Below are 23,792 nucleotides of genomic sequence, written 5' to 3'. Positions count from 1 at the left end.
GTGGCTTATGCCTTTTTGAATGTAGGATCATCATAAGGGTGAGCGATCCAGCCGTTCTCTTCCACGAAGAGGCGGACAGCTACGACCTTGCGCTCATCTGTCAAGGTGAAGAAGTGCGCCGTATTCTCGGGAACGGAGATGAGATCTCCAGGCAGAAGGTTCACGTCGAAATAGCCTGTTTCGTCATCGCCTTTAATGATAAAGGTTCCAGCGCCAGCAACGATAACGCGTATTTCGTCCTCCGTATGCGTGTGAACCTGTTCGAATTTGGCGAGCAGTTCCTCAATGTTAGGCGTTGCTTCGCTGAGCGTGATGACATCCCACGTCCGGTATCCTCGGCGTGCGGCCAAATCTTGAATTTCCGCATCAAAAGTGTTCAGAATTTCGCTTTTTTGGTCGTCGGACAACGTGAAATTGTTTTGGAGCCCGGCAGCCAACTTGCTCACATCCCAATGCTCATATATTACGTCGTATTGATTTAGGAATTCCCGAACATTATCGTCTCCAGAAATAATTTCGTTCGTGTTTCTTATTCTGATTTCCGCCATGGGATTACCCCGCTTTCTTATAGATATGATTGCATTATATCCGATTCGTCCCCGGATTGTCGACACTAAAATTCAATTGGGGCTAAGCTGTGCGGACTTAGTCCGTAAAAGGGTTTGCCCACTCAAGTAAATTGGTTTGAACCTTTTCTTTAGCGCTTTGTTCTGTTAAACTAAATGTTAATGTTTTGTGGGAGGGATATAGATCATGAGTAAGCCTAGCATTGAGTCCAGAATGAAAGAACGAATATTGATCCTCGACGGTGCCATGGGTACGATGATTCAACAGGAGGATTTATCGCCGGCCGATTTCGGCGGCGAAGAGCTGGACGGCTGTAATGAAATGCTCGTGCTCACCCGTCCTGATGTGATCCAGGGGATTCACGAGAAGTACTTGGAAGCCGGAGCAGATTTAATATCAACAAATACGTTCGGTGCGACGTCTGTTGTACTGGCCGAATATGATATACAAGATAAAGCCCGCGAAATCAATTTGGAGGCCGCTCGCCTCGCAATCGCCGCTGCCGAGAAGTACAGCACGCCCGAACATCCGAGATACGTAGTAGGAGCACTCGGGCCGACGACGAAGACGCTGTCGGTTACGGGAGGGGTTACCTTCGACGAACTGATCGCCAGTTATGAGGAGGAGGCGCTTGCGCTCGTCGAGGCTGGCGTAGATGCTCTGCTGCTCGAGACGTCGCAGGATACGCTGAACGTGAAGGCGGGAAGCATCGGCATTTCTCGCGCCTACGAAGCAGCAGGCAAGAAGCTGCCGCTCATGATTTCGGGCACGATTGAGCCGATGGGCACGACGTTGGCCGGGCAGAACATCGAAGCCTTCTATATTTCGCTGGAGCATTTGAAGCCGATTTCCTTCGGACTCAACTGTGCTACAGGACCGGAGTTCATGCGGGATCATATCCGTACTCTGTCCGATATGTCGGGCGTCGGGGTGAGCTGCTATCCGAACGCCGGACTGCCCGATGAGAACGGCAAATATCACGAATCGCCGGATTCGCTGGCGATGAAGATGGGCGCCTTCGCGGAGCAGGGCTGGCTGAATATTGCCGGGGGCTGCTGCGGAACGACGCCGGATCATATCGCCGCGCTTGTGGAGACGATGAGCCAGTATGCTCCAAGGGAGATGAACGGCAAGCATCCTGCGGCCGTGTCCGGAGTAGAGACTGTGTATCTTGAGGAAGACAATCGGCCGATCATGATCGGCGAACGGACGAATATCTCCGGATCTCGTAAGTTCAAGCGCCTCATCAAGGAAGAGAAGTTCGATGAGGCTTCGGAAATTGCCCGTTCCCAGGTGAAGGGCGGGGCGATGGTCATCGATATTAACCTGCAGGATACGGATATCGACGAGGCTTATGCCGTGAAGAATTTTTATCCGATGGTCACGAAGAAGATCAAGGCGCCGATCATGATCGATTCCACTTATGATCATATTATTGAGCTGGCGCTTAAATATTCCCAAGGTAAAGCGATAATTAACTCCATTAACCTTGAAGACGGCGAGACGAAGTTCCAGCAGATCGTTCCGCTCATTCACCGGTATGGCGCGGCTGTCGTCTGCATTCTCATTGACGAGCGCGGACAGGCCGTATCCCGCGAAGCAAAGATGGAAGTCGCTTCGCGCTCTTACGATTTGCTTGTGAATAAATACGGCATGCAGCCGGAAGATATTATTTTTGACCCGAACATGTTCCCGGTAGGCTCGGGAGATCCTCAGTACATCGGTTCTGCCGTGGAGACAATCGAAGGTATCCGCATGATCAAGGAGAAATTCCCGAGAGCGAAGACGATCCTTGGTCTGAGCAACATATCCTTTGGTTTGCCAGATGCCGGCCGCGAGGTGCTCAACTCCGTTTACTTGTACCACTGTACGAAAGCCGGTCTCGATTATGCGATCGTCAATACGGAGAAGCTTGAACGTTACGCTTCGATTTCTGAGGAAGACCGGAAATTGGCGGAGGAGTTGATTTACAACACGAGCGACGAGACGCTGGCCGCTTTTGTGGCCGCTTTCCGGGACAAGAAGGTTGAGAAGAAAGCCAAGGCCGACAATTTGACGCTGGAAGAGCGTCTTGGCAATTACGTCGTGGAAGGCAGCAAGGAAGGGCTGATTCCAGATCTGGAGGAAGCATTGAAGAAATACAGTCCGCTGCAGGTCATCAATGGGCCGCTGATGGCGGGCATGGAAGAGGTCGGCCGTCTGTTCAACAACAATGAGCTGATCGTTGCAGAGGTACTGCAAAGCGCTGAGGTCATGAAGGCCTCTGTCGCCTTCTTGGAGCCGTTCATGGAGAAGAACGAGTCCTCGGTCAAGGGCAAAATCCTGCTCGCTACCGTAAAGGGAGACGTGCATGACATCGGCAAGAACCTGGTCGAGATCATTTTATCCAACAATGGTTACCAAATCATTAATTTGGGTATAAAAGTACCACCGGAGCGTATTATTGAAGCTTATCGCGAAGAGAAGCCGGATGCGATCGGCCTGTCCGGACTGCTTGTGAAGTCCGCTCAGCAAATGGTATTAACTGCTCAGGACTTGCGCAATGCAGGGATTGAGGTGCCGATTCTCGTCGGTGGAGCGGCGTTGACGCGCAAATTCACGAAGACGCGGATTCGTCCGGAGTACGACGGCATGGTCATTTATGCTAAAGATGCGATGGATGGCCTTGATTTAGCGAACAAACTTATGGACCCGGTCAAAAGAGAAGAAATGCGCTTGGAAATGGAGGCAGAGCAGGAGGCGGAGGGCAGCGTAGCCGTGGCGGTGAAGGAGCTGCCGCAGCTGACTCGCGTCGAAAGATCCAACATCTCGACCGATGCCCCGGTATTTACGCCGCCGGATTTGGAGCGCCATATCCTGCGCAATTATCCGATAAGCCATATCATTCCTTATATTAATATGCAAATGCTGCTGGGGCATCACCTGGGACTGCGCGGCTCCGTAGAGCAGCTATTAGCTAAAGAAGATCCGAAAGCGGTCCAGTTGAAGGAAACCGTCGATCAAATTCTGTATGAAGCCGTTACAGACGGTATCATTCAGGCGCAGGCGATGTACCAATTCTTCCCGGCACAATCGTCCGGCAATGAGATCATAATTTATGATCCGCAGGATCATTCGAAGGTGCTGCAGAGATTCGACTTCCCGCGTCAGCGCGTTGAGCCGTACCTCTGTCTGTCCGACTTCCTGAAGTCCGTCGATAGCGGCATCATGGATTACGTAGGCTTCCTCGTCGTCAGCGCCGGGCAAGGCATCCGGGATCGTTCCGAGAAGCTGAAGGAGCGGGGCGATTACCTCCGCTCCCATGCACTGCAGTCCGTTGCCTTGGAAGTTGCCGAAGGTCTCGCTGAACGGGTACACCATATGATGCGCGACTCGTGGGGCTTCCCTGACCCTCAGGATATGACGATGAAGCAGCGTCTTGGTGCCCGTTACCAAGGTATTCGGGTATCGTTCGGTTATCCGGCATGTCCTGACCTGGAATATCAAGGTCCTCTATTCAAGCTGATGAAGCCGGAGGATATTGGAGTCGAGCTGACGGAAGGCTTTATGATGGAGCCAGAAGCATCGGTATCCGCCATGGTATTTGCTCATCCGCAGGCGCAGTATTTCAACGTTGACAAAGCCTAGTGAACATTTCGCAAAACCCTCCGTACCCCGGAGGGTTTTGACCATAGAATAAGCAACTACATCTATAGATTGAAGGAGAGAGAAGAATGGAGCTTTACTTTTTGGGAACTAATGCAGGCGTTCCTTCTTTGGAGCGTAATGTGACCTCGGTCGCCCTTCGCATGCTTGAAGAGCGCCGGTCCTTCTGGCTGTTCGATTGCGGAGAAGGAACGCAGCATCAAATTCTTCGTTCTCCTCTCAAACTCAGCAAGCTGGAGAAGATTTTCATCACGCATCTGCACGGGGACCATTTATTCGGTCTGCCGGGGCTCATCTCCAGCCGCGCTTATCAAGGCGGCGAGGACCCTTTGACGATTTACGGTCCGCGAGGGCTTAGGCAATATATTCATACCAGCCTGGAGCTGAGTGAGTCGCATATCAGCTACATCCTGGATATTGTTGAGCATGACGGTGGAGTTCTGTTCGAGGATGAATTATTTCGTGTTGAAGCCTCCCTGCTGGAGCACCGGGTAGCCAGCTACGGATATCGGGTGACGGAGAAGGATTTGCCGGGCAAGCTCGACACCGCTGTACTGGAGAGCTATGGCATTCGTCCAGGTCCGCTCTATGGCAAGTTAAAGCGCGGCGAGAGCGTGGAATCCCCGGACGGACGGATTCTTCATGCCGCTCAGGTGCAGGGCAAGCCGAAGAAAGGAAGAATCGTCACGATTCTAGGAGATACCCGTCCGTGCGATTCCGTGCTGCCTCTAGCACGAAATGCCGATGTCCTGGTACACGAGTCGACGTTCCTTCATGAGATGAAGGAGACGGCGCATACTTATTTCCATAGTACAGCCCGCCAAGCCGCGGAAGCCGCCCGTGAATCGGGCGCCAAGCGCTTATTCCTGACGCACCTAAGCTCACGTTATAAATACGAGGATCAAATTATGCAGCTTGAACGGGAGGCGCAGGAAATATTTCCGGACGCCGAAATTGCCAGAGAGCATGTATTGTACGGGATAGAACGGACATCAGGTTCATAAATATTTTCCGGGAAAGCGCAGGAAATGACAGGCCGCTTCAAAGTTTGCTAAGGACATGGCGAAGGTACGACCCCGCTTCGATGCCATTCGACTTGATGCGGCTCTAATTTGCTGGATGAGGTTAAATGGGCGGAAAATTTGCCTCTGCTTTGTTTTTCTATGTAGAATAAATAGAAGCAAACGTTACGGGAGGGTGACAGTTGAAAAAAATTCCTTTTGTACTGCATGGCTTTGGTACAATCGCCAAGACACATATCGTTGCACTGCGGACACTGCCTGTTCTTAAAAAAACTCCATTTGTACCGGTGCTGGACACATTAGTGACGAGACAGCCGGATTTACATAAAGAACAAGCTCTTGCCATGGGTTTTGAACACATTACGGACAACATCATGGAAGCTGTTAGCCGGGAATCGGTGGCTGCGGTCAGCGTATGTACCCCAAATGCACTACATCCTGAGAGTATTCGTGCTGCCGGCAAGGCAGGCAAGGCACTTTATTGCGAGAAGCCGATTGCCGATAATTATAATGAATCCGCGCAAGCAGCGGATGAATATCCCGAGCCTTTAACTGCACAGGTCGCGCTCATGTTCCGTTACCATCCGGCAGTCCAGCGGACAGCCGAACTTCTGCGGCGGCAGAGCATCGGCCAGGTGCTGCAGTGTAAAATATCTTATCTGCGCTCCGGCTATCTGGATCAGGAACGTCCCTTTAGCTGGCGGGTCAGCAGCGAACTGTCCGGCGGCGGAGCTATTACCGATATTGGAGTGCATGCGCTTGATCTGATTTGCCATTGGTTTGGCGATTTGGCGCGAATTGGCGGCACGACCGAGACTTTCGTGAATGAACGACGCACTGAGTCCGGGAGCGGGCGCAAAGTGGCTATTCAAGTCGATGATTGGGCGTTTATGAACTTCGAGACGGTTACGGGTGTCCGTGGTATGGTGGAGGTGTCGCGCATAGCATGGGGAAGCGATGCCTTTGCGGTTCAAATCGTCGGTACCGAGGGAAGCATCGTTATGGATTTGGAAAAAGACGTCTTTCCCCAGGTTCACCTGCTCCGAGGGGCATTGACGCACATGCCTGAGCCTGCCAGCCTCAAACTGCTTCCTGACGCCAAGGCTACGATGGGCGTATTCGTCGATTCTCATTTTGCCGCGCTGCATCATTTCATGCTGAGACTTACCGGAGATGATGAATTCGCAGAGCTGGCACCTACGCTTGCCGACGCGCTGCGTGTAGAGAAATACGTTGATCAAGTGCGGAAGAAGGAGTGGGACCGTTGACGAAATGGAAAGCTTATCTGATTGATCTGGATGGCACGATGTATCATGGAAATAGTATGATTCCCGGGGCCGACCAACTAATTAATGCTATGAAACATCATTCAATTCCGTATTTATTTGTAACCAATAACTCCTCGCGTACACCCGATGACGTTGCCGAGCATTTGCGCCAAATGGGCATTCCGGCCGAGGCGGAGGATGTATGCACGTCGGCAGTGGCTGCCGCGGAGTATATCGCAGACCTGCAGCCCGGGGCGAGAGTAGCGCCGATTGGCGAGCATGGATTGATCGAGGCGTTGAAGCTGGCTGGATTGACTATCGATTCGGATCAGCCTGAATATGTTGTGCAGGGTATCGACCGTTCTTTTTCCTATGAGAAGCTGGCCCAGGCTGCTAGATGGATTGCGGGCGGGGCGCAATACGTGCTAACTAACCCGGATTTACTACTGCCGGGACAGGATGGGCTGATGCCTGGCGCAGGGACGATTTCTGCGGCAATCGTGGCGGCTTCTGGAGTAAATCCGATTACCATCGGGAAGCCCTCGAGAATTTTGATGAAGCATGCTATGGACCGTTTAGGCGTGCGTTCTGATGAGACCGCGGTAATTGGTGATAATATGTATACGGACATCTCAGCCGGAGCCCATGCAGACTGCGGCACCATTCTGGCGTTGACCGGGGTGACGAACCGCGACAATTTATCCGAGCTCAAAGCGAAAACCGGTGTGGAGCCGGATCATATATGCGAGAGCTTGATCGATGTCCAATTTTTGGTCGTCAGCTCGTTGGAATCCACGAGAAAGGTTTAATGAGATAGAGAAGGGAAAGATGACAATGCCGGAACTGCCGGAAATGGATAATTATCGAATTCAACTATCCAATCATATTTTGGATTTGCCTATAACAAAAATCACAATCAACCGGGAGAAGTCGGTAAATTTGGAGCCTGAAGCTTTTACGGAGGCTTTGCTGGGCAGACAAATTATATTTATTGAACGGCGGGGCAAGCATCTGCTGTTTCATTTGGACAATGGCCGCCGTCTCTTGCTGCATTTGATGCTTGGCGGGCTTTTGTACCTGGGCTCTCCGGAGGATCATCCGAGCCGCAACACGCAAGTCGAGATCTCGTTCGAAGGCGGTATGGTGCTGTACTTTATCGGTCTTAGACTCGGTTACTTGCATCTGCATACCGCTAAGGAAGCGGAGGAACTGCTTGGGGATTTGGGACCGGAACTGCTCGACCGGAAAATGAATGAAGCTAAGTTCAAAGCGATTTTTAGCAAGCGCCGGGGCAGTTTGAAGACAGCGCTCGTGAATCAGGAAGTCGTAGCAGGGATCGGCAACTGCTATGCCGATGAGATCGCGTATGCGGCCGGGCTCCGGCCATCTGCCAAGCTGCAGAATATGAGCGAGGATGATCTGTCCGTGCTGTATCAAGCGGTCCGCGACGTTCTGATCCACGCTACCGAAGCCGGGGGCTATATGGAGCTGCCGTTGACGAAGGATGATAAGCTCACGGGCGGTTTTAATGATCTGTGCCAAGTGTACGACCGGGAAGGGGAAAAGTGCTACCGCTGCGGGGACGAAATCGTAAAGACCGAAATCGCCGGCAAAAAGGTTTTCTACAGCCCGGGCTGCCAGCATGATCGCTAAGCAGCCAATCGTAGGCGGACATCTCAGCATCCGCGGAGGGTATGCGGGTGCTGCACAAACCGCGGTTTCGTCCGGTGCAGGGGCGTTTCAGTATTTTCCAAAAAACCCTAGAAGCTTAGCGGTTAAAGATTTTGACCGCCAGGATGCTGAGCGTTGCCGTAAGCTCTGCGAACAGCATGGAATACTGTCCGTGGCCCATACTCCTTATCCAAGCAATTTGGCGGTGGATATGCATGCAGCTCCTGAACAGTTTGAAAAAACCGTCCATTCGCTGCGGAATGATCTAGAAATTGCTGAGGCTTGTGGTTCTCTGGGAATTATTGTTCATTTTGGCACATTTAAGACTGGAAACCCCTTACAAGGTTATCAAAATATTATACAATGTATAAATAAGGTGCTTTCCGGCTGGAATGGCAAAGCTAAACTGCTCATTGAGAATCAGGCCGGTGATCATGGAGACATGGGGATGACCTTGGAGGAGCTGGTTCAGATCCGTAAGCTGTGCCAATCGCCGGATCGCATTGGCTATTGCCTTGACACCTGCCATGCCTTCGCTTCTGGAATGTGGGTCGGGGAAGATGACAATGTCTTCGCTCGCAAAGCGGGCGAATTGGATTATTGGAATGGGTTAACCGTAATTCATCTTAATGATTCGAAATATCCGGCACATTCACGTAAAGACCGGCACGCCCGGGTTGGCGAGGGTTATATTGGCGAGGGAGGCTTTCGCAAACTGCTTCAGCTGGATGAGGTACGGGGAATACCATGTATTTTTGAGAGTGAGAAAGGCGAAGACGGAACCTATAGAGAAGATATGGAACGGGTGAGGCAGTGGGTGTAAGCCTGGAGCTGAAATTCTGCGGGAAAGGACGAAGAACATTGATTCATGTGTATATGGATGATTTGCGGCGTTGTCCCTTAGGGTTTACGTTGGTAAGGACCGTCGATGAATGCATAGCGCTACTGCGAATATCTGAAGTCGACATCCTGTCGCTGGATTTTGATATGGGGCCGGGTGAGAAGACGGGGGCCGAGGTAGCTTCGGCCATCGCGCGGGAAGGATTATATCCTAGAGAGATCTTCTTGCACACATCAAGCATGGCCGGGAAAAAAAGCATGTATGAAATTTTGTACCAGAATAAGCCGGAGAGCGTAATTCTGCATAATGGACCGATTCCATTTGAACGCCTGGATGAAATCGAGAACGTGACCAGAGGAAGCGCCCGCAAATAGATAAGTTTAAATAGAGGCCGTGCTGGGGCATGGCCATTACTTCTGGGGGTTTTGCGAGTTGAGTAGTCAAGATATTGCAATAAGCGGATCAGGCGATATGATAGGCGTGGAGAGCCACTGGATCTGCACGGCTAATCACGGTTTTGCGCCGTATGCGCAAGAGGAGCTTCGCAGATTATTCGGTGCGGTAAAGAGTACGGTCGTGATGCCAGGAGAAGTGCTGCGCGTGAAACTGCAGGAACCGGCAGAGCGTGTGATCGATGCGATTTCGACTCAGCCGCCTGTTTTTCTGCGGCATATATTCCATATCGATTGGGAGTGGAATGGGCTTGAGCAAGATGAGTTTACGAAAGGAATGGAGAAACTGGCGGAATTTGCGCTATCCGATCCGCAGCTGAGAAATGCGGCAAGAATTGCCGTACAACCTAGAAAATCAGAGCATTCGCTTTGGAGCGGTTCGGTATCAGAGTTGAAAGATCTAATCCAAAGTAAATTAAGCGGGTTAAGCGCAGATTTCGTCGTTCGCGATGCCGAATACATTCTATCAGTGTTCGTAGGGAAAGAGTTCATCTATGCAGGAGTATCACGGCCGTCTGACAACATTTCCGACTGGAACGGCGGCGCTGTGCGCTTTCAACGAGAGGAGGGGCAAATATCCCGTGCAAAATTCAAGCTGCTTGAGGCGGAGCTTGTCTTCGGGATAAACTTTGCAGCTTTTCGCGAGGCGCTGGATATAGGCGCCGCTCCTGGGGGTTGGACATCGTTTCTGCTAGAGCGAGGGCTTAGCGTGACGGCGGTGGATCCGGCCAAAATGCACCCATCGCTACTAAATGCTCTGAATCTAACCATACTTAGAAAAAATGCAGGCGAGGTAAAGCTTCGGGAGCATCAGTTCGATTTGCTGGTCTGCGATATGAGCTGGAGCCCGAAGCTGACGGCGAAGCTAGTTAGCGAACTGCTGTATGCGCTGGCCCCCGGCGGAACGGCCATCGTTACGGTGAAGCTGCTGAGCAAGAAGCCGATGGCACTTATTCAAGAGGTGATTGGCACGTTTCAGGAGTCACGCCTGCAGGTGCAAAGGGCGAAACAACTGTTTCACAATCGGGACGAAATTACGTTATACATGATTAAGTATTAATAGCATTAATTAAATTAGCGGCAAAAAGAGCTTTACAAAACGCTGTTCGATCACGTATACTGATTCCAAAATTATACAATAGCCAACAAAGGGAAAGTATCCCATGATTTTGCTCCGGTCCGGCCGGGGCATCAAACATGGATGCGTTCCCTTTTTTTGTGCGTGGAAGGAGGTTTCCGCTTGCCGTTGGTCGAGGTGCTGGCTGCCGGCGAAATCATTGCTGGCAGGTATAGAATCGAACGCTTGATTGGAGCAGGCGGCATGAGCCGAGTCTATTTAGTATCTGACTTAAAGCTGCCTGGCAAGGCTTGGGCGATGAAAGAAGTCGCTGCGGCGCCGCATTTCGATATTTCATTGGAAGAGGAGGCTGCGCTGTTAATCGCTTTGGATCATCACAGACTACCGAGGATTATAGACATCTGCAGACCATTCGAAACTGGACACTTGTATATGATTATGGACTATGTGGAGGGAGAGCATCTAGACCGCTATGCGGAGAGGCAAGGCAGTGAGTTGAGTCTGCAATCTTTAATATCCTTCGGACTGCAAATCTGCGAAGGTCTCCATTATTTGCACAGCCAAGAGCCGCCGATCATCCACCGGGATCTAAAGCCTGCTAATCTGCTGGTGGATCAGAGCGGGGAAGTCAGGTTTATTGATTTTGGCATTGCCCGGAAATACAAGGAAGATCAGGCGGAGGATACCGTGTTAATCGGTTCGGTCGGTTTTGCTGCGCCGGAGCAGTATGGGGGCAGACAAAGCGATTGCCGGACGGATTTATATTCCTTGGGAGCGGTGCTGCTTTATCTCGGAACCAACGGGATCCACAGCGTTTGGTCCAAGGAGGCGGCAAGCGTAATTCAGAGTAATGGTTATGAGCGGTTGCTTCCGGTTCTGCAGCGCCTGCTGCAGGTCGAGCCTCAGGACAGGTACCAATCGGCGATAGCGACAAGCCGGGCGTTAACGATAATTGCTGGGGAGCAAGAACATAAGGAGGCTGGGCGAGGAAACCGCTGCACCGTAATTGCAATTATGGGGGCGAGTCCCGGGATTGGGGTTACGCATACAGCTATAATGGTCGCTCATGCGTTATCCCGTTTTTCCAAGCGCGTGGCTATCGTTGAGATGGAGGCGAGAGCAGGGGCTTTTACGCAACTTGCCCTGGCCGTTACGGGCCGGATGAAGACGAGGGCAGGTCATTCTTCCGTACCGCGGCGGTTTCGAATTCATGCGGTCGACTATGTCCGTCATCTGGCACGGGCTGAGTGGATCGAGCTGCTTGCTGACGGATATGAATTTGTGGTCTGCGATCTTGGTTCCGCGGGCAGGAAGGAGCTGATTGAGGAATTCGCTCGAGCTGATTTACCGATCCTCGTTGTTTCCGGAGCTGAATGGCGGGAGGAGGAGGCGGTAAACATCGGATTCCGGGTCGGCGAAGCGGTCCGGCGCAAATGGGTTTGCTTCGTCCCTTTAGGGGGACGGGGTGCACTGCGCCGGCTCCGCAAGCATTTAGGCACCGATCGGGTATATGAGATTGCTGAGGAAAGCGATCCCTTTGAACCAGATCAGGCGCTTGTGGGCGAAGTGATGAATATATGCTATCCCCAGGCAGCAAAAAGTTCCCGGATTGAAGGGATGGGCTTTAGCTTTAGGAGAAAACGTTGGAAAGGAGGCGGCAGCTAGATGTCCAGACTGAGACAGCGGACGAAACAGTTGATGATTGCAAGTTTAGCAGGCGCGGGGGTAGTCGGTATCCTGTTTGCTGGTTACGCCATATATCAAGCAAGGCAGGTACATCACATGAGGACTAACCTTGTTCAGGAATATGAAAACAAAATTCAGGAGCTCATGGCGGAGAAGGAGCGCCGATCGGTTTCCGGATGGATGCTTGCCCGGGATATTTCCGCGGGACATCCTATCCGTTCTGAGGATTTAAGGAGAGTGGAGCTTCCGGCAGACAGCGTACCCGCAAATTTTATGAAGTCAAAGGAGGAGATCATTGGCAAAAATACCAAAATCGCTTTAGCGTCTCAGACGCTGCTAACGCCTGGTTTATTGTACGCGGACGAGCCTACGCCTCATGATTTGCGCTGGAGGGAAATGGGTTTTGTCCAGCTTCCGGCTATGCTTCAGAACAATGATGTCGTTGACGTGCGCATTCAATTCCCGACCGGACAAGATTATATTCTGCTGTCCAAGAAGAAGATTGAGCAATTGAACGGAGGCTCGGTGACGGTAACGCTAAATGAAGTGGAAATATTGTCTCTTTCCAGCGCGATCGTTGATGCATATTTGCATAAAGCTTCGATATACGCGCTTGCTTACGTAGAGCCACAACTTCAGGCGAAGGCAATCCCAACCTACCCGGCCAACAAGGCCGTATTGGAGCTGATTAAGAAAGATCCCAATATTGTTTCGCGGGCCGAGCATGCTTTATCCCATTCCACACGGCAATTATTAGAAGCTGATTTGTCCGTCATGTCGCCCCAGAATGCGGCGGAGTTCGCCGGACGCCAAGCTGATCGAAACGCACAGGCGGCGTCTTACAGCGACAGTTTCGAGATAGATCCCTAATACGCGATAAGGAGCTGATTTTAGTGGAACGGTGGATATTTACCGGGGCTGTGGATAAACGAGATTTGCTGCTTTATATATGCAAGGTGTTGGCTTCATCGGGATGTCGCGTTCTGTTGATCGATGCAACTGATCGAGGGAAATACCGGTATGTGATCGGGGGAATCACAGGGGGAGAAGAAAAAATTACTGAATTTAACGGGTTTGATGTTGTTCGTGTTGGGTCGGAAATGGATGAGGCGGAGCGCTTCGAAGCATATGATTACTGCCTGTACGATGTTAATCATCTGCTCCCGGCAAGCGGGCAGGTATGGAGTGAGGCATGGCAGGTGATTTGGGTTGCAAGTTATGACCGCTATGAAATTGCTGACAGCTGCGAGTTTTACAGCCGTTTGTTCATGACATGGCCGCAGCTTCGGGGGATGAAGGTACACCCTGTGTTTACGCGAACGATGGACACCTATGTCGATGAACGATATGTGATGAGCTTGATGGAGGATTTGCCTATCGAATGGACGGAAGCGAATATTCGAATCCCCTGGGATGAAATCAATATTGCTGTGCAAACGGAGAATGAGCATTCACAAACCTTGCGCATGAACCGGATTACCCGTGCCTACAAGCGGGCGATTGCGGATTTGATAAGTCAACTGGCCGGCTGGGAATCCAAAACGGTCAAAAAAGCGCTGCGCAAAGCCGAAAGGAGGCAGGCATGAGTAAAGTTGTGTTTTGGGATATGGGTTATGGCGGTTCGGCTGAGGTGGCTGCGGCCTTTGGGGTACAAGCGGGCCTGCACGAGAAACATCATCTGCTGCTCATAAATTGCGGAATTGCGGGTACAGGCATAGAGGAAGGATTTTTATTGCGGGATGACGGGCTCGACATCGACCTGAGCTTGCCTGTTCAGGATTATGGCATGGAGGCGCTGATGCGCCTTGCCGAAAGTGGAAGATTGCTTCAGGCAGATATGACAGACTACACTTATCCTCTATTGCCGGGGAGGCTCGATCTAGCAGATGGCCTAAAGCCGATGAGTGCCCCGAGAGAGTCGCTGCTTACTACAGGGCTGGGAGCGATCTTGAATATCGCAGAGCGGTACTATGACATCATCGTTATGCAGTTATCCGGCGTCGATGCGATGTCTCTGGATAGCGGGATGCTTCGTAATGAAGATACGTTTGTTGCGGTACTACGTCAAAATCGGGTTGAGCTGGATACGTTTTTTGAAATGAACGGAAGGATCGAGTGGGCTACCTGTGATATGCCTAAGGCTATTGTTGTCCACCAGTATGACGCCGCTTCCAAATGGAGCCTGCAAAATATTAAGCGCCGTTATAACTGTGATGTACCGATGATTGGCATTCCGTATCATACAGAGTTTAGCGATGCGTGGAACGGCCAGGATATCATATCCTTTTTCCGGCGGTACCGATTGCTGAAGGGGCGCGGCTATGAAAGGGAGCAATTTTTATTCAGCTGTAAAGAGCTCGTCCGCCTAGCGCTTTCATCGAAGGAGCGGGCCAACGAGACCGCGCTGGACAGCAAAGTGAAAGGAGCATGACAAGTGACTCAATTGGCCAACCTGCTCGGTATATTCTGCGTACTACTCCTGGGCGTAGTTTATGTATGGATCAAAGCTCGTGCCACGGAGAAGCCCCCCGCCCAATCGGTCATTCATGAAGAGGCCTCTCCAATAGATACGCTTGTTGTCTATGTAAAAAAACAGCTTCACGAATTGAGCAGGGCCCAGCTGAACGATTGGGGCTTGAGTGAGGACGCCTGGCAACGTAAATTGAAGAGCCGTGCAGAGCTCCGCAAAGCACTTCGGTGCTGCACTTGGGGCGATCGCGGAGATAAGCGGTACGTGAAATCTTATATCAAGGATTTGCTGGTGAAGGGCTGCGGTGTCAATGAGCAGACGATCGGCAAGTATATTCCTTTTCACCAACGCGAACGGTTGACTGCGCAGGATCGCTTCGAAATCGTCTTGTATCTGTATGCCCAGCGCTTCGGTGACGAGGCTTTAGCGATGCTGATTGAAATATATCGCCTTGATGAGCCCAAGCAGTTGAACGAACAGGATGCTGCTTATTACGATATCAACGACGAGGATATCGACGAGGTATTTTATGCCGAATACCGGGAGCTCGATTTTCGGGAGAAACTGGATATTCTCGTACAGCGAGTCTACCAGCAGTATAAAGGATTTTCGGTAGTGGATGAAATTTGTGAACAGCGGATTGACGGGTTTAGCGGAGGGGTGAACGGCATTGCTGCTATGGATGATGACGGGGATAACGTGCGGCCCCGACCCGGGCTAGGAAGGGAAGGCCGTGAAGAAGCGGACGATGAAGATGGTCAGCCAAAAGCCCGGATTTGGGAGAGTGTCTGGATTTTTTACAAGGGAAAAAGCATTCGCTTATCTTTTCTGAATTTCGGAGAAGAGGCTGAGCTCAAGCGGGTTTGCCAGAACATTTACAAATATAACTTGCCAGGCCAGCTAACTGAGGCCAACGGGTACAAAGTCAATGAAATGAAGGACGGTTCACGGGTTGTCGTCGTTCGACCGCCCTTTGCCGAGTCGTGGGCCTTTTTCGTCCGGAAGTTCGATTTGCGAAGCGCGGCGCTGGAGCAGCTCATTGACGGGGAAGATGCGGAATTGCCGGTAAGCATGCTCAAATATCTGATGAAAGGCAATCGGATTACATCGATTACCGGCTCGCAGGGTTCCGGCAAGACGACGTTGCTGATGGCTTTAGTGAGACACATTTATCCCACCTATACATTAAGGGTTCAAGAGATGTCTTTTGAACTGAACTTGCGCAAATTGTACAGCAATAGAAATATTTTGACGTTCCGGGAGACGGAGTATATCTCGGGGCAGGCTGGTTTGGATCTTCAGAAGAAAACGGACGGTACTGTGAATATTCTTGGCGAAGTAGCCACCGATGATGTTGCGGCTTGGATGATTCAGATGGCGCAGGTAGCGAGCTTATTCACCTTGTTTACCCATCATGCCAAAACGTTCCGTGATTTAATCGACTCGCTGCGCAATTCCTTGCTAAAGACAGGCATGTTTCGTGACGAACAGGTTGCGGAGCTGCAGGTCGTTAGCGTGATCGATTTCGATGTTCATTTGCGGAAAGATATGTCCGGCCGGCGATATATCGAGAAAATAACCGAATGCGAACGCCATAAGGAAGGCTACCGTGAGAGGGTGGTGCTGGAATACCGGAACGGTAAATATATCCCTGTTGAGCCGATCTCCCTGAGCATGAGACGGGAGATGGCCGGAGAAATGACGGTAGAGGACAGTGCGGCTTTTGCGCTCTTTCTGGATCGTTACTGGAGGGAAAACATTGGAGCTTAGGGCTGTATTAATCTGGATTCTCTTTATCTCTATGCTGTTATTTATCGGTTTATGGGTGGCATCTAGGCGTATTTCCCGCTTTGAATCTCATGCGGACGGCAGTCGGGGCTTAGCTGTTCACATCCGCAAGCATATTACCGGTTTTCTTTTGCGATCGTATGCCGTATTTCTGAAGGTACCCCCTCTGCGCTATTACGTCCGCAAGGTGCGCGGTAAATTGTCGTTGATGCATACGTATGCCGAATTTGAGCTGCGCAGGAAGACGATGGCGCTTGTTTATGTTATTTTGCTTACTTTCGGCCTGGGTATAGCCTTACTGACCTGGATGAATCCGAGCATATTGTTTTTCATGACATTATTGATTACGGCAGCGGTTTTGCAGGGGCTGTTCCTGGACGGTTTTGTGAATCGCCTCGAACGCAAGCTGCTGGAGCAAATGCTGGAATTTTTCGCGGCGGTGCGCCATGCTTATCACCGCCACGGCATGATTAACGATGCGATAGACGAAGCGGCGGAAGGGATCGGGGAGGAAATCGGATCCCATGCCTATCGAATCAATGAAGCGTTGACTGCGCCCAAGCAGCAGGAAGCATTGGAGCAGTATTACGAGACGGCGCCCAATCGGTTTTTAAAGGCGTTTGCGGGAATATCCAGCTTGGTTTTGGAATTCGGCGATAAGTCTTCGAAGGAGGGCTCGGTGTATCTGCGGGCAATCGCCAGTCTGACGCAAGAAGTCCATCTGGATCTTATTCGCCGTAATAAACTGGATTATTTACTTAAGGGTCTGCATGTTATTGCCCTTGCGCCTTTGTTCTTTACAAGACCGATCGAGATTTGGGCCAGACGGAACTTCCCGCTCATGGATCATTTTTATTTAAGCAAAGCGGGGATCGTGCTCAAGATTTTGATTTTTCTGATCATACTGATCTCTTATATTTTGCTGCAGAAATTAAAAAACGAAGAAGAGACATCATATCGGGCATCTGGTAGCAAAAAATCCTGGGATGCAAGGGTTTACAAAGTCCGCTGGATAAGAATCGCCGTCCTGTGGTTCGTACCGCCTCGTTCATCGTTTTCTTACTATCGGCTAACGCAATTATTCAAGGATAACAACCTGCAAACGAGGGTCGAATGGTTTCAGTTAAAAAGGGTTGGCTTGTTCCTGCTATCTTTTATATCGACAATCGCCCTTTGCATTATACTGCATGCGGTCACGCATCATCAGATCCTACGGGAACCGCCGCAGAGTACGATATTCTTCGGCACGATGACTCCTCAAGAGAAGGGGGGAGCCGATAGGCTAGCATCACTTGAGAAAACGGCGATGGAAGAGCTGGGCATGTCTTCCCAGGCTGGATATGACGCTGCGTTTAAATCTGCAGAGACAGCTGTTGCTGCACATGGAGAGACGCTGGACCATGACGATTTGACTGCCATGGCGGGCCGGATCATCGATAAACTGAACAGGCTTGACCAGGAGTATTTGAAATGGTGGGAAGTTGCAGCCGCATTGGCGGCAGGCTGCTTAGCGTTCGAGATGCCGCTGTGGCTGCTGTGGTTCCAACGTAAAATGAGGCTTTCGGATATGCGTCAAGAAGTCTATCAATTCATGACGATGGTGGGGATTTTTAAAGAGCTGGAGCGGATTTCGGTAGAGGAAATTTTGGAATGGCTCTACGTTTATGCCGTAATTTTCAAAGTGCCGATAGAGAAATGTCTTCTGAATTACAGCCAGGGCGGGGAAAGGGCACTTAGGGAAATGAAAGAAGAAGTTACTTTGGAAGACTTCGGGCGGTTCGTGGATAAGCTGCTGCTGGCTGCGGAGAAAATCACCATTGACAAGGCTTTCGATGATCTCGAGCATGAGATGTCGTTTCAATTTGAGCGCAGGCGCCTCGATTACGAGAAATCACTGAATACCCGGGCAGAACTCGGACGAATAATTGGCTTTACGCCGATGTACAGCCTCGTGTTTGCTTACTTGGTCATCCCGCTCATCTGGATGAGCTTCAAACAAATGGATTTATATTTTGAGCATATTCAGAAATTATAACGATTTGGAGGAATAACTATGAATAACGCTTCATCCGCATTAAAAGTCGCAGCAGGTATTTTCCTGACGATTGCTCTTATAACGATCGTGGTTATTTTATTCGTATCCGCACAAGAGGCGACCAAGGCGGCGCAGAATAATTTTTCGGATATCCAAACTGAGTTGTCGCAGGCATCATTTACGGTGTATGACGATACGACGGTTAGCGGATCGCAAGTAACGAATGCTCTCAGAAAATTCAAGGACCGTGAGCAATTCGGAATTCAGGTGAAGACCGGGAAAAATAAGAATGGCCAGTGGTACGGCAATATGCTACGCGTAGGCGATTATGTGCCGGTTGAAGATTTCGGCGCTGTCATAAGCGATAAGCTCGGCAACATCAACAATTCCTGGAACGAAATATTGGATGAATACGTCAATCCGAGCGGCAAATTCAAAGCTAAAGTCATTAAGGACAATTCGAACGTCGTGAGAGGAATTATTTTTACGCAGACGACTGTGCTGGCATCCCCTTAATGATGATATGCAGAGCACACTGAAAAGCCTTCTCTGGCTGCTTATCGCTTGCATGGGATGTCTAAGCGCTTTGTGGCTTGCAGCGGATCAGTCCCGTCTGGAGCAGGACGTATTGGATCGGTTAATTCCTTTTACACAAGGGCAAAAGGATAGCATTCATACTGCGATTGGCATTGAAGTAAGGGATGAACGTTACAGCGGAGCTGAGATCATGTACAGCTTGGGAGAATTGGCTAGACAAGGCGTTATTGTAGAAATTGACGGTAGGACAGCAGATTTGAACGAAGCAGGCAGCGACGATTACTTTTTGCAGGATGCGGCTGTAATGAGAGTATCAGCCTTCCTGGATTTACAGGCGAGCTATAAGGTGCTGATGGAATATGATTCCGCAGGAAGCATGCGAAAAATAGCTTTTCAAAAGAAATAAAGGGGCTGAACGATGTCAAACGCTCTATCTAAAATTTTTGCAGCGCTATTGGCCGTCGTCTTGCTGTATTTGGTACCGGCTGTTCAATCGGCACAGCGGGAGGAGGATTATCGGGCGCTTGCGGCTTATAACACGCTGGTTCGGTTTGCGGATGCGGTCAGGAACAAAGGATATTTATCTCCAGGGATGTACACGGAGTTCGTGACTGAGCTTGGTGCGCCGGGAGGCGAATACAAAATTGAGCTGGAGCACAGGCACAAAAAATACCATCCCGAATACAGCGACCCATCCGATCCCGGTTCCTTTCTTAACCGCTTCAGCATTCATTATGAAGCTTATTATGAACATGACATATTGCCATTGCTTTTTCCTGAACAAGCTTCTGCCGGCGTAAGCGGGGACCTCAGATATGAAATGGAAATCGGTGATTATTTCACGGTAACTATTACAGGTTTGGAGCGAACGCCGATCACGGTGTTGAATGAATTATTATACGGGGCTGCAAAGCCGGGCGGATGGAATGTCTTGAATTACGGGGGGATGGTGCTCAATGAAGATTACTGACTGGGCGATTATTTTCGTTCTGATTGCTTCACCTCTCCTATGGGTTCTTCATCTGCATACCGGGGATTTAAAGGAAGCTCACCGGCTGCAGTTGCGTTATACCTCAGCTCTTCGCACGGCTGTACAGGATGCTGCCCACGCTCTCAACCTGAATGAACGGCAGCATTTCGAAGCGGGTTATGGTTCGGCGAAATATATGAGAACGGATAAAGAGGAAGCCCTTTCCGCATTTATCGAGACGTTGTCGATCAACCTGGGTATCGAGGATGATCCGTATGCCCAGAGTGCGATGATGGCTTATATACCGGCGATTGCAGTCATTGAATATGACGGATATTCTATATACGCCTTACATGAGAGCATTGAGGCTAGCACAGGCTTGCCTGAAATATCGCATCGTTGGAGGGCGAAGAGGCCTTATGTTTATATGGATCAGACCGGCAATAGCATTGCCTTCACACTGGATGATGCCGTGACCGCATATGAGAGCCGTTCAGGCGAGTGGCAGCGAGGCAGACAAAGTGAGCTTAAGCTTACGACTGCCATTCCGTTGCTGCAAGATACAGAGACGTTTGAACAAGTTAGGAGAGCGACGATTGTGCGGGCTATCGAAGTGGATTTAGCGGGATACATGAACCGTCATAACGAGTACGCAGCGCGGATCGGAGTGAATTATCTTTTTACATTGCCGACCTTGTCCCAAGAGGAATGGACGAATACTCTCAATGATGTCGGTGTGATTGTATTTGTGCAGGGCATTCCGGTGGGTGATCGTTATTATAACAATTATGCCTTTGGCGGCGGACGATTGATGCAAAGCAAGCTGCTGGTTGGAGGCATCGATGAAACGACGGGACTTCATTACTATTTTCGGGAAGGCTGCCCGTCCATTTACCGCGCTGAACAAGCATTCACGAACCGCAGGGCTGCCGCTGCTAAAGGATATTATGAGGATGACTGCCGCTAACGTTTTAATAAAAACAGTTTCAGACCATCTCCCTCTTATGCTAAAATAGGTTCTTGAATGTCATATAGAAGGAGTATGGGTCACTAATATGAGTTTATTAACTGTAGAGAACGTCTCCCACAATTTCGGGGACCGTACCTTGTTCAAAAATGTCTCGTTTCGCTTGTTGGCCGGTGAGCATGTCGGCTTGGTCGGGGCAAATGGTGTAGGCAAGTCCACTTTAATGAATATTTTGACCGGACAGATCCTAAAGGATGAAGGAAGAGTCGAATGGACGCCGAAGGTTCGGTACGGTTACCTCGATCAGCATACGAAGCTGACACCTGGCAAGACGGTTCGTGATATATTGAAGGATGCATTTCTTCCGCTGCTTGAGCTGGAGCAAGAAATGATGGCGATTACCGAGAAAATGGCCGATGCCTCGCCCGAGGAGCTGGAACTGCTGCTGGAGCAAATGGGTGAAATTCAGGAGCAGCTGGATATCGGCGATTTCTATTTGATCGACGTGAAGGTCGAGGAAATGGCGAACGGTCTAGGCTTGTCCGCGATCGGCCTTGACCGTGACGTTTCGGCTTTAAGCGGAGGACAGCGGACGAAGGTGCTTCTGGCCAAGCTGTTGCTGGAGAAGCCGAACGTGCTGCTGCTGGATGAGCCGACAAACTATTTGGATGTGGAGCATATCCAGTGGCTCACGAGCTATTTGCAAAATTATCCGTACGCCTTCATGCTCATTTCACATGATACGGAGTTCATGAATAAAGTCGTCAGCGTCGTTTATCATTTGGAATTTGCCAAACTGACGCGTTATACGGCGAATTATGAGAAGTTCCTGGACATGGCGGATATGAACAAGAACCAGCATATTGAAGCTTACGAGAAACAGCAGGAATTTATCAAGAAACAGGAAGATTTCATACAACGCAACAAGGCGCGGTATTCGACTTCCGGCCGGGCGAAGAGCCGGGAGAAGCAGCTGGATCGTCTGGAAAGGATCGACAAGCCTGAGGAGGCGGCAAAGCCTGTATTCGGCTTCAAGGAATCGAGAGCGAGCGGAAAAACGGTATTTGAAGGCATCGACTTTGAAATTGGCTATACGCATGCGCTGCTGCCTAAAATGTCGATGACGATTGAACGGGGCGAGAAAATCGCCATTGTCGGCTGTAACGGCGTCGGTAAATCGACGCTGCTGAAGACAATTCTCGGTAAAATCCAGCCGATCAGCGGCAAAACGTACCAGGGGGACTTCCTGTATCCTGCTTATTTCGAGCAGGAGGTACGTCCAGGAAACGCAACGCCGATCGATGACGTATGGAATGAGTTTCCGCATCTAAACCAGCATGAAGTGCGGGCGCATTTGGCGCGCTGCGGCCTAAAGAACGATCACATTACTCGCCAGCTCAGAGCGCTGAGCGGTGGTGAGCAAGCCAAAGTACGCCTTTGTAAACTGATGATGCGTGAGACGAACTGGATATTGTTTGACGAGCCGACGAACCATTTGGACGTTGTTGCCAAGGAGGAACTGAAGCGGGCGCTGAAGGAGTTCAAGGGCACGGTGTTACTTGTATCCCACGAACCCGACTTCTATGAAGACTGGGTAACGAAGGTTTGGGACGTCGAGCAGTGGTCCACCAAATAAGGCAATTGTCGTATAGTTAACTCACAGTTTCTGACGAAAAGGAGCGAGAGCGGAATGCAAGGCAATCGATCTGAATCCTCAGCTGCACTCTTGTCCACGGGGCTAAGAGGCCGGACGGACCGGTATTCCAGGCAGGAACGTTTTGCGATGATCGGTCCGGAAGGGCAGCGCAAGCTGTCGGAAAGCGCAGTTCTTGTGGTAGGCGCCGGAGCGCTGGGAACGGGAATTGCAGAAACGCTCGTAAGGGCCGGCGTTGGGCGCGTTGTCATAGCGGACCGGGATTACGTGGAGTGGAGTAATTTACAAAGGCAGCAGTTGTTTGCGGAAGAAGATGCCGAGCTCCGATTGCCCAAGGCAATCGCTGCCCAGAAGCGGCTGCAGGCTATCAATAGTGAAGTTGCCATAGAAGCCCATGTTATGGACGTGACCTACGCAGAGATAAGCTCCTTGTTGCCGGGAATCCAGCTAATACTGGATGCTACCGATAATTTTGACACGAGAATGGTCATCAACGACATCTCTCAGAAGGAGGGAATTCCCTGGATTTACGGGGCCTGCGTTGGCAGCTATGGCATTACGTATACGATCTTGCCGGGGGTGACCGCTTGCTTGAACTGTCTGTTGGGATCGATTCCGCTTGGTGGCGATACTTGTGATACGGCAGGGATTATACCGCCTGCGGTTCAGACGGTCGTTGCTCATCAGACGACGGAAGCGCTGAAGCTCCTCACGGGACAGACCGATCACCTTCGAGGGACACTGCTGACGTTCGACTTATGGCGCAATGAGCAGGCATCGCTCAAGATGGATGCAGCCCGTAAGCAGGATTGTCCGTCCTGCGGCTCTCAACCGACCTATCCGTACTTGTCCCACTCCGGTTCGCGAAAGACCGAAGTGCTCTGCGGCAGAGATACCGTCCAAATCCGTCCCGCCAAGCCGCGGAAGTGGGATTTGGAGGAAACGGCCAAAACTCTGATGCGTCTCGGGGAAGGAACGGCAGAATTCAATAAATTTCTGCTGTCCTTTACGATTGGGGAGCGCCGACTGGTATTATTTAATGACGGACGGGCGTTGATTCATGGAACGAAGGATATTGTAGAGGCTAAAGTGCTTTATGACAGGTACTTCGGCTAACACAAATAAAGCAGCAAACCATTTC

At 50.7% G+C, this 23,792-nt stretch carries 21 protein-coding genes; 20 read left to right on the top strand and 1 reads right to left on the bottom strand.

The window, feature by feature from the left end; genetic code table 11:
- Nucleotides 1–5: 5 nt before the first annotated feature.
- Nucleotides 6–548, bottom strand: a complete 543-nt coding sequence (locus tag ACYUJT_RS20520) for an acireductone dioxygenase (protein WP_460325739.1) — start codon at nucleotides 546–548, stop codon at nucleotides 6–8.
- 205 nt (nucleotides 549–753) lie between these two features.
- Between ACYUJT_RS20520 and metH the strand changes: the two genes are divergently transcribed.
- The 20 genes from metH (at nucleotide 754) to ACYUJT_RS20420 (ending at nucleotide 23,767) form a co-directional block, all read left to right on the top strand.
- Nucleotides 754–4,194 (top strand): methionine synthase, encoded by a 3,441-nt coding sequence (gene metH, locus ACYUJT_RS20515; protein ID WP_460325737.1) that lies wholly within the window; start codon nucleotides 754–756, stop codon nucleotides 4,192–4,194.
- Nucleotides 4,195–4,280: 86 nt separating this feature from the next.
- Nucleotides 4,281–5,216, top strand: coding sequence for a ribonuclease Z (gene rnz, locus ACYUJT_RS20510; protein ID WP_460325735.1), 936 nt, complete (start codon nucleotides 4,281–4,283; stop codon nucleotides 5,214–5,216).
- Between the two features lie 200 nt (nucleotides 5,217–5,416).
- Nucleotides 5,417–6,502, top strand: coding sequence for a Gfo/Idh/MocA family protein (locus tag ACYUJT_RS20505; protein WP_460325733.1), 1,086 nt, complete (start codon nucleotides 5,417–5,419; stop codon nucleotides 6,500–6,502).
- On the top strand, nucleotides 6,499–7,311 hold the full coding sequence (locus ACYUJT_RS20500) for a TIGR01457 family HAD-type hydrolase (RefSeq protein ID WP_460325731.1): 813 nt from the start codon (nucleotides 6,499–6,501) through the stop codon (nucleotides 7,309–7,311). Before ACYUJT_RS20505 ends, ACYUJT_RS20500 begins: the two co-directional genes overlap by 4 nt.
- A gap of 25 nt (nucleotides 7,312–7,336) precedes the next feature.
- The gene (locus tag ACYUJT_RS20495; protein ID WP_460325829.1) at nucleotides 7,337–8,155 is read left to right on the top strand and encodes an Fpg/Nei family DNA glycosylase; all 819 of its coding nucleotides are present in this window, start codon (nucleotides 7,337–7,339) and stop codon (nucleotides 8,153–8,155) included.
- Nucleotides 8,145–8,996 (top strand): deoxyribonuclease IV, encoded by an 852-nt coding sequence (locus ACYUJT_RS20490; protein ID WP_460325729.1) that lies wholly within the window; start codon nucleotides 8,145–8,147, stop codon nucleotides 8,994–8,996. The genes ACYUJT_RS20495 and ACYUJT_RS20490 overlap by 11 nt, the downstream gene beginning before the upstream one ends.
- 41 nt (nucleotides 8,997–9,037) lie before the next feature.
- Nucleotides 9,038–9,388 (top strand): cyclic-phosphate processing receiver domain-containing protein, encoded by a 351-nt coding sequence (locus ACYUJT_RS20485; RefSeq protein WP_460325827.1) that lies wholly within the window; start codon nucleotides 9,038–9,040, stop codon nucleotides 9,386–9,388.
- 97 nt (nucleotides 9,389–9,485) lie between these two features.
- A complete protein-coding gene (locus ACYUJT_RS20480; protein WP_460325825.1) occupies nucleotides 9,486–10,526 on the top strand; it encodes an SAM-dependent methyltransferase in 1,041 nt (346 codons plus the stop codon).
- A gap of 180 nt (nucleotides 10,527–10,706) precedes the next feature.
- Entirely contained in the window at nucleotides 10,707–12,209 is a 1,503-nt protein-coding gene (locus tag ACYUJT_RS20475) for a serine/threonine protein kinase (protein WP_460325727.1), read from the top strand.
- Complete coding sequence (locus tag ACYUJT_RS20470) at nucleotides 12,210–13,100, top strand: SAF domain-containing protein (protein ID WP_460325725.1); 891 nt, start codon at nucleotides 12,210–12,212, stop codon at nucleotides 13,098–13,100.
- A 23-nt stretch (nucleotides 13,101–13,123) separates the two neighbouring features.
- Complete coding sequence (locus tag ACYUJT_RS20465) at nucleotides 13,124–13,816, top strand: hypothetical protein (RefSeq protein ID WP_460325723.1); 693 nt, start codon at nucleotides 13,124–13,126, stop codon at nucleotides 13,814–13,816.
- On the top strand, nucleotides 13,813–14,661 hold the full coding sequence (locus tag ACYUJT_RS20460) for a hypothetical protein (RefSeq protein ID WP_460325721.1): 849 nt from the start codon (nucleotides 13,813–13,815) through the stop codon (nucleotides 14,659–14,661). The genes ACYUJT_RS20465 and ACYUJT_RS20460 overlap by 4 nt, the downstream gene beginning before the upstream one ends.
- Nucleotides 14,662–14,664: 3 nt before the next feature.
- On the top strand, nucleotides 14,665–16,470 hold the full coding sequence (locus ACYUJT_RS20455; RefSeq protein ID WP_460325719.1) for a pilus assembly protein CpaF: 1,806 nt from the start codon (nucleotides 14,665–14,667) through the stop codon (nucleotides 16,468–16,470).
- Nucleotides 16,460–18,523, top strand: coding sequence for a hypothetical protein (locus tag ACYUJT_RS20450; protein WP_460325717.1), 2,064 nt, complete (start codon nucleotides 16,460–16,462; stop codon nucleotides 18,521–18,523). The genes ACYUJT_RS20455 and ACYUJT_RS20450 overlap by 11 nt, the downstream gene beginning before the upstream one ends.
- Before the next feature lie 18 nt (nucleotides 18,524–18,541).
- A complete protein-coding gene (locus tag ACYUJT_RS20445; RefSeq protein ID WP_460325715.1) occupies nucleotides 18,542–19,039 on the top strand; it encodes an ABC transporter permease in 498 nt (165 codons plus the stop codon).
- Nucleotides 19,040–19,046: 7 nt separating this feature from the next.
- Nucleotides 19,047–19,466: a hypothetical protein gene (locus ACYUJT_RS20440; protein ID WP_460325713.1), complete on the top strand. Its 420-nt coding sequence runs from the start codon at nucleotides 19,047–19,049 to the stop codon at nucleotides 19,464–19,466.
- Between the two features lie 12 nt (nucleotides 19,467–19,478).
- Entirely contained in the window at nucleotides 19,479–20,030 is a 552-nt protein-coding gene (locus tag ACYUJT_RS20435) for a hypothetical protein (RefSeq protein ID WP_460325711.1), read from the top strand.
- Complete coding sequence (locus ACYUJT_RS20430) at nucleotides 20,017–20,997, top strand: hypothetical protein (RefSeq protein ID WP_460325709.1); 981 nt, start codon at nucleotides 20,017–20,019, stop codon at nucleotides 20,995–20,997. Before ACYUJT_RS20435 ends, ACYUJT_RS20430 begins: the two co-directional genes overlap by 14 nt.
- An 88-nt stretch (nucleotides 20,998–21,085) precedes the next feature.
- Nucleotides 21,086–22,633, top strand: coding sequence for an ABC-F family ATP-binding cassette domain-containing protein (locus ACYUJT_RS20425; protein WP_460325707.1), 1,548 nt, complete (start codon nucleotides 21,086–21,088; stop codon nucleotides 22,631–22,633).
- A gap of 54 nt (nucleotides 22,634–22,687) precedes the next feature.
- On the top strand, nucleotides 22,688–23,767 hold the full coding sequence (locus tag ACYUJT_RS20420; RefSeq protein WP_460325705.1) for a MoeB/ThiF family adenylyltransferase: 1,080 nt from the start codon (nucleotides 22,688–22,690) through the stop codon (nucleotides 23,765–23,767).
- The last annotated feature ends 25 nt before the right edge of the window (nucleotides 23,768–23,792 follow it).

Source organism: Paenibacillus sp. YSY-4.3 (assembly GCF_054767475.1).
The sequence above is the reverse complement of the archived record's forward strand: the minus strand, read 5'-3'. Positions and strand labels throughout refer to the sequence as shown.

Excerpts from the sequence above, each read along its gene's own strand:
- ACYUJT_RS20520 (WP_460325739.1), bottom strand. The coding sequence starts at position 548 with ATGGCGGAAATCAGAATAAGAAACACGAACGAAATTATTTCTGGAGAC.
- ACYUJT_RS20425 (WP_460325707.1), top strand. The coding sequence starts at position 21,086 with ATGAGTTTATTAACTGTAGAGAACGTCTCCCACAATTTCGGGGACCGT.
- ACYUJT_RS20445 (WP_460325715.1), top strand. The coding sequence starts at position 18,542 with ATGAATAACGCTTCATCCGCATTAAAAGTCGCAGCAGGTATTTTCCTG.
- ACYUJT_RS20435 (WP_460325711.1), top strand. The coding sequence starts at position 19,479 with ATGTCAAACGCTCTATCTAAAATTTTTGCAGCGCTATTGGCCGTCGTC.
- rnz (WP_460325735.1), top strand. The coding sequence starts at position 4,281 with ATGGAGCTTTACTTTTTGGGAACTAATGCAGGCGTTCCTTCTTTGGAG.
- ACYUJT_RS20495 (WP_460325829.1), top strand. The coding sequence starts at position 7,337 with ATGCCGGAACTGCCGGAAATGGATAATTATCGAATTCAACTATCCAAT.
- ACYUJT_RS20440 (WP_460325713.1), top strand. The coding sequence starts at position 19,047 with ATGCAGAGCACACTGAAAAGCCTTCTCTGGCTGCTTATCGCTTGCATG.
- ACYUJT_RS20490 (WP_460325729.1), top strand. The coding sequence starts at position 8,145 with ATGATCGCTAAGCAGCCAATCGTAGGCGGACATCTCAGCATCCGCGGA.
- ACYUJT_RS20480 (WP_460325825.1), top strand. The coding sequence starts at position 9,486 with ATGATAGGCGTGGAGAGCCACTGGATCTGCACGGCTAATCACGGTTTT.
- ACYUJT_RS20430 (WP_460325709.1), top strand. The coding sequence starts at position 20,017 with ATGAAGATTACTGACTGGGCGATTATTTTCGTTCTGATTGCTTCACCT.
- ACYUJT_RS20420 (WP_460325705.1), top strand. The coding sequence starts at position 22,688 with ATGCAAGGCAATCGATCTGAATCCTCAGCTGCACTCTTGTCCACGGGG.
- metH (WP_460325737.1), top strand. The coding sequence starts at position 754 with ATGAGTAAGCCTAGCATTGAGTCCAGAATGAAAGAACGAATATTGATC.
- ACYUJT_RS20470 (WP_460325725.1), top strand. The coding sequence starts at position 12,210 with ATGTCCAGACTGAGACAGCGGACGAAACAGTTGATGATTGCAAGTTTA.
- ACYUJT_RS20460 (WP_460325721.1), top strand. The coding sequence starts at position 13,813 with ATGAGTAAAGTTGTGTTTTGGGATATGGGTTATGGCGGTTCGGCTGAG.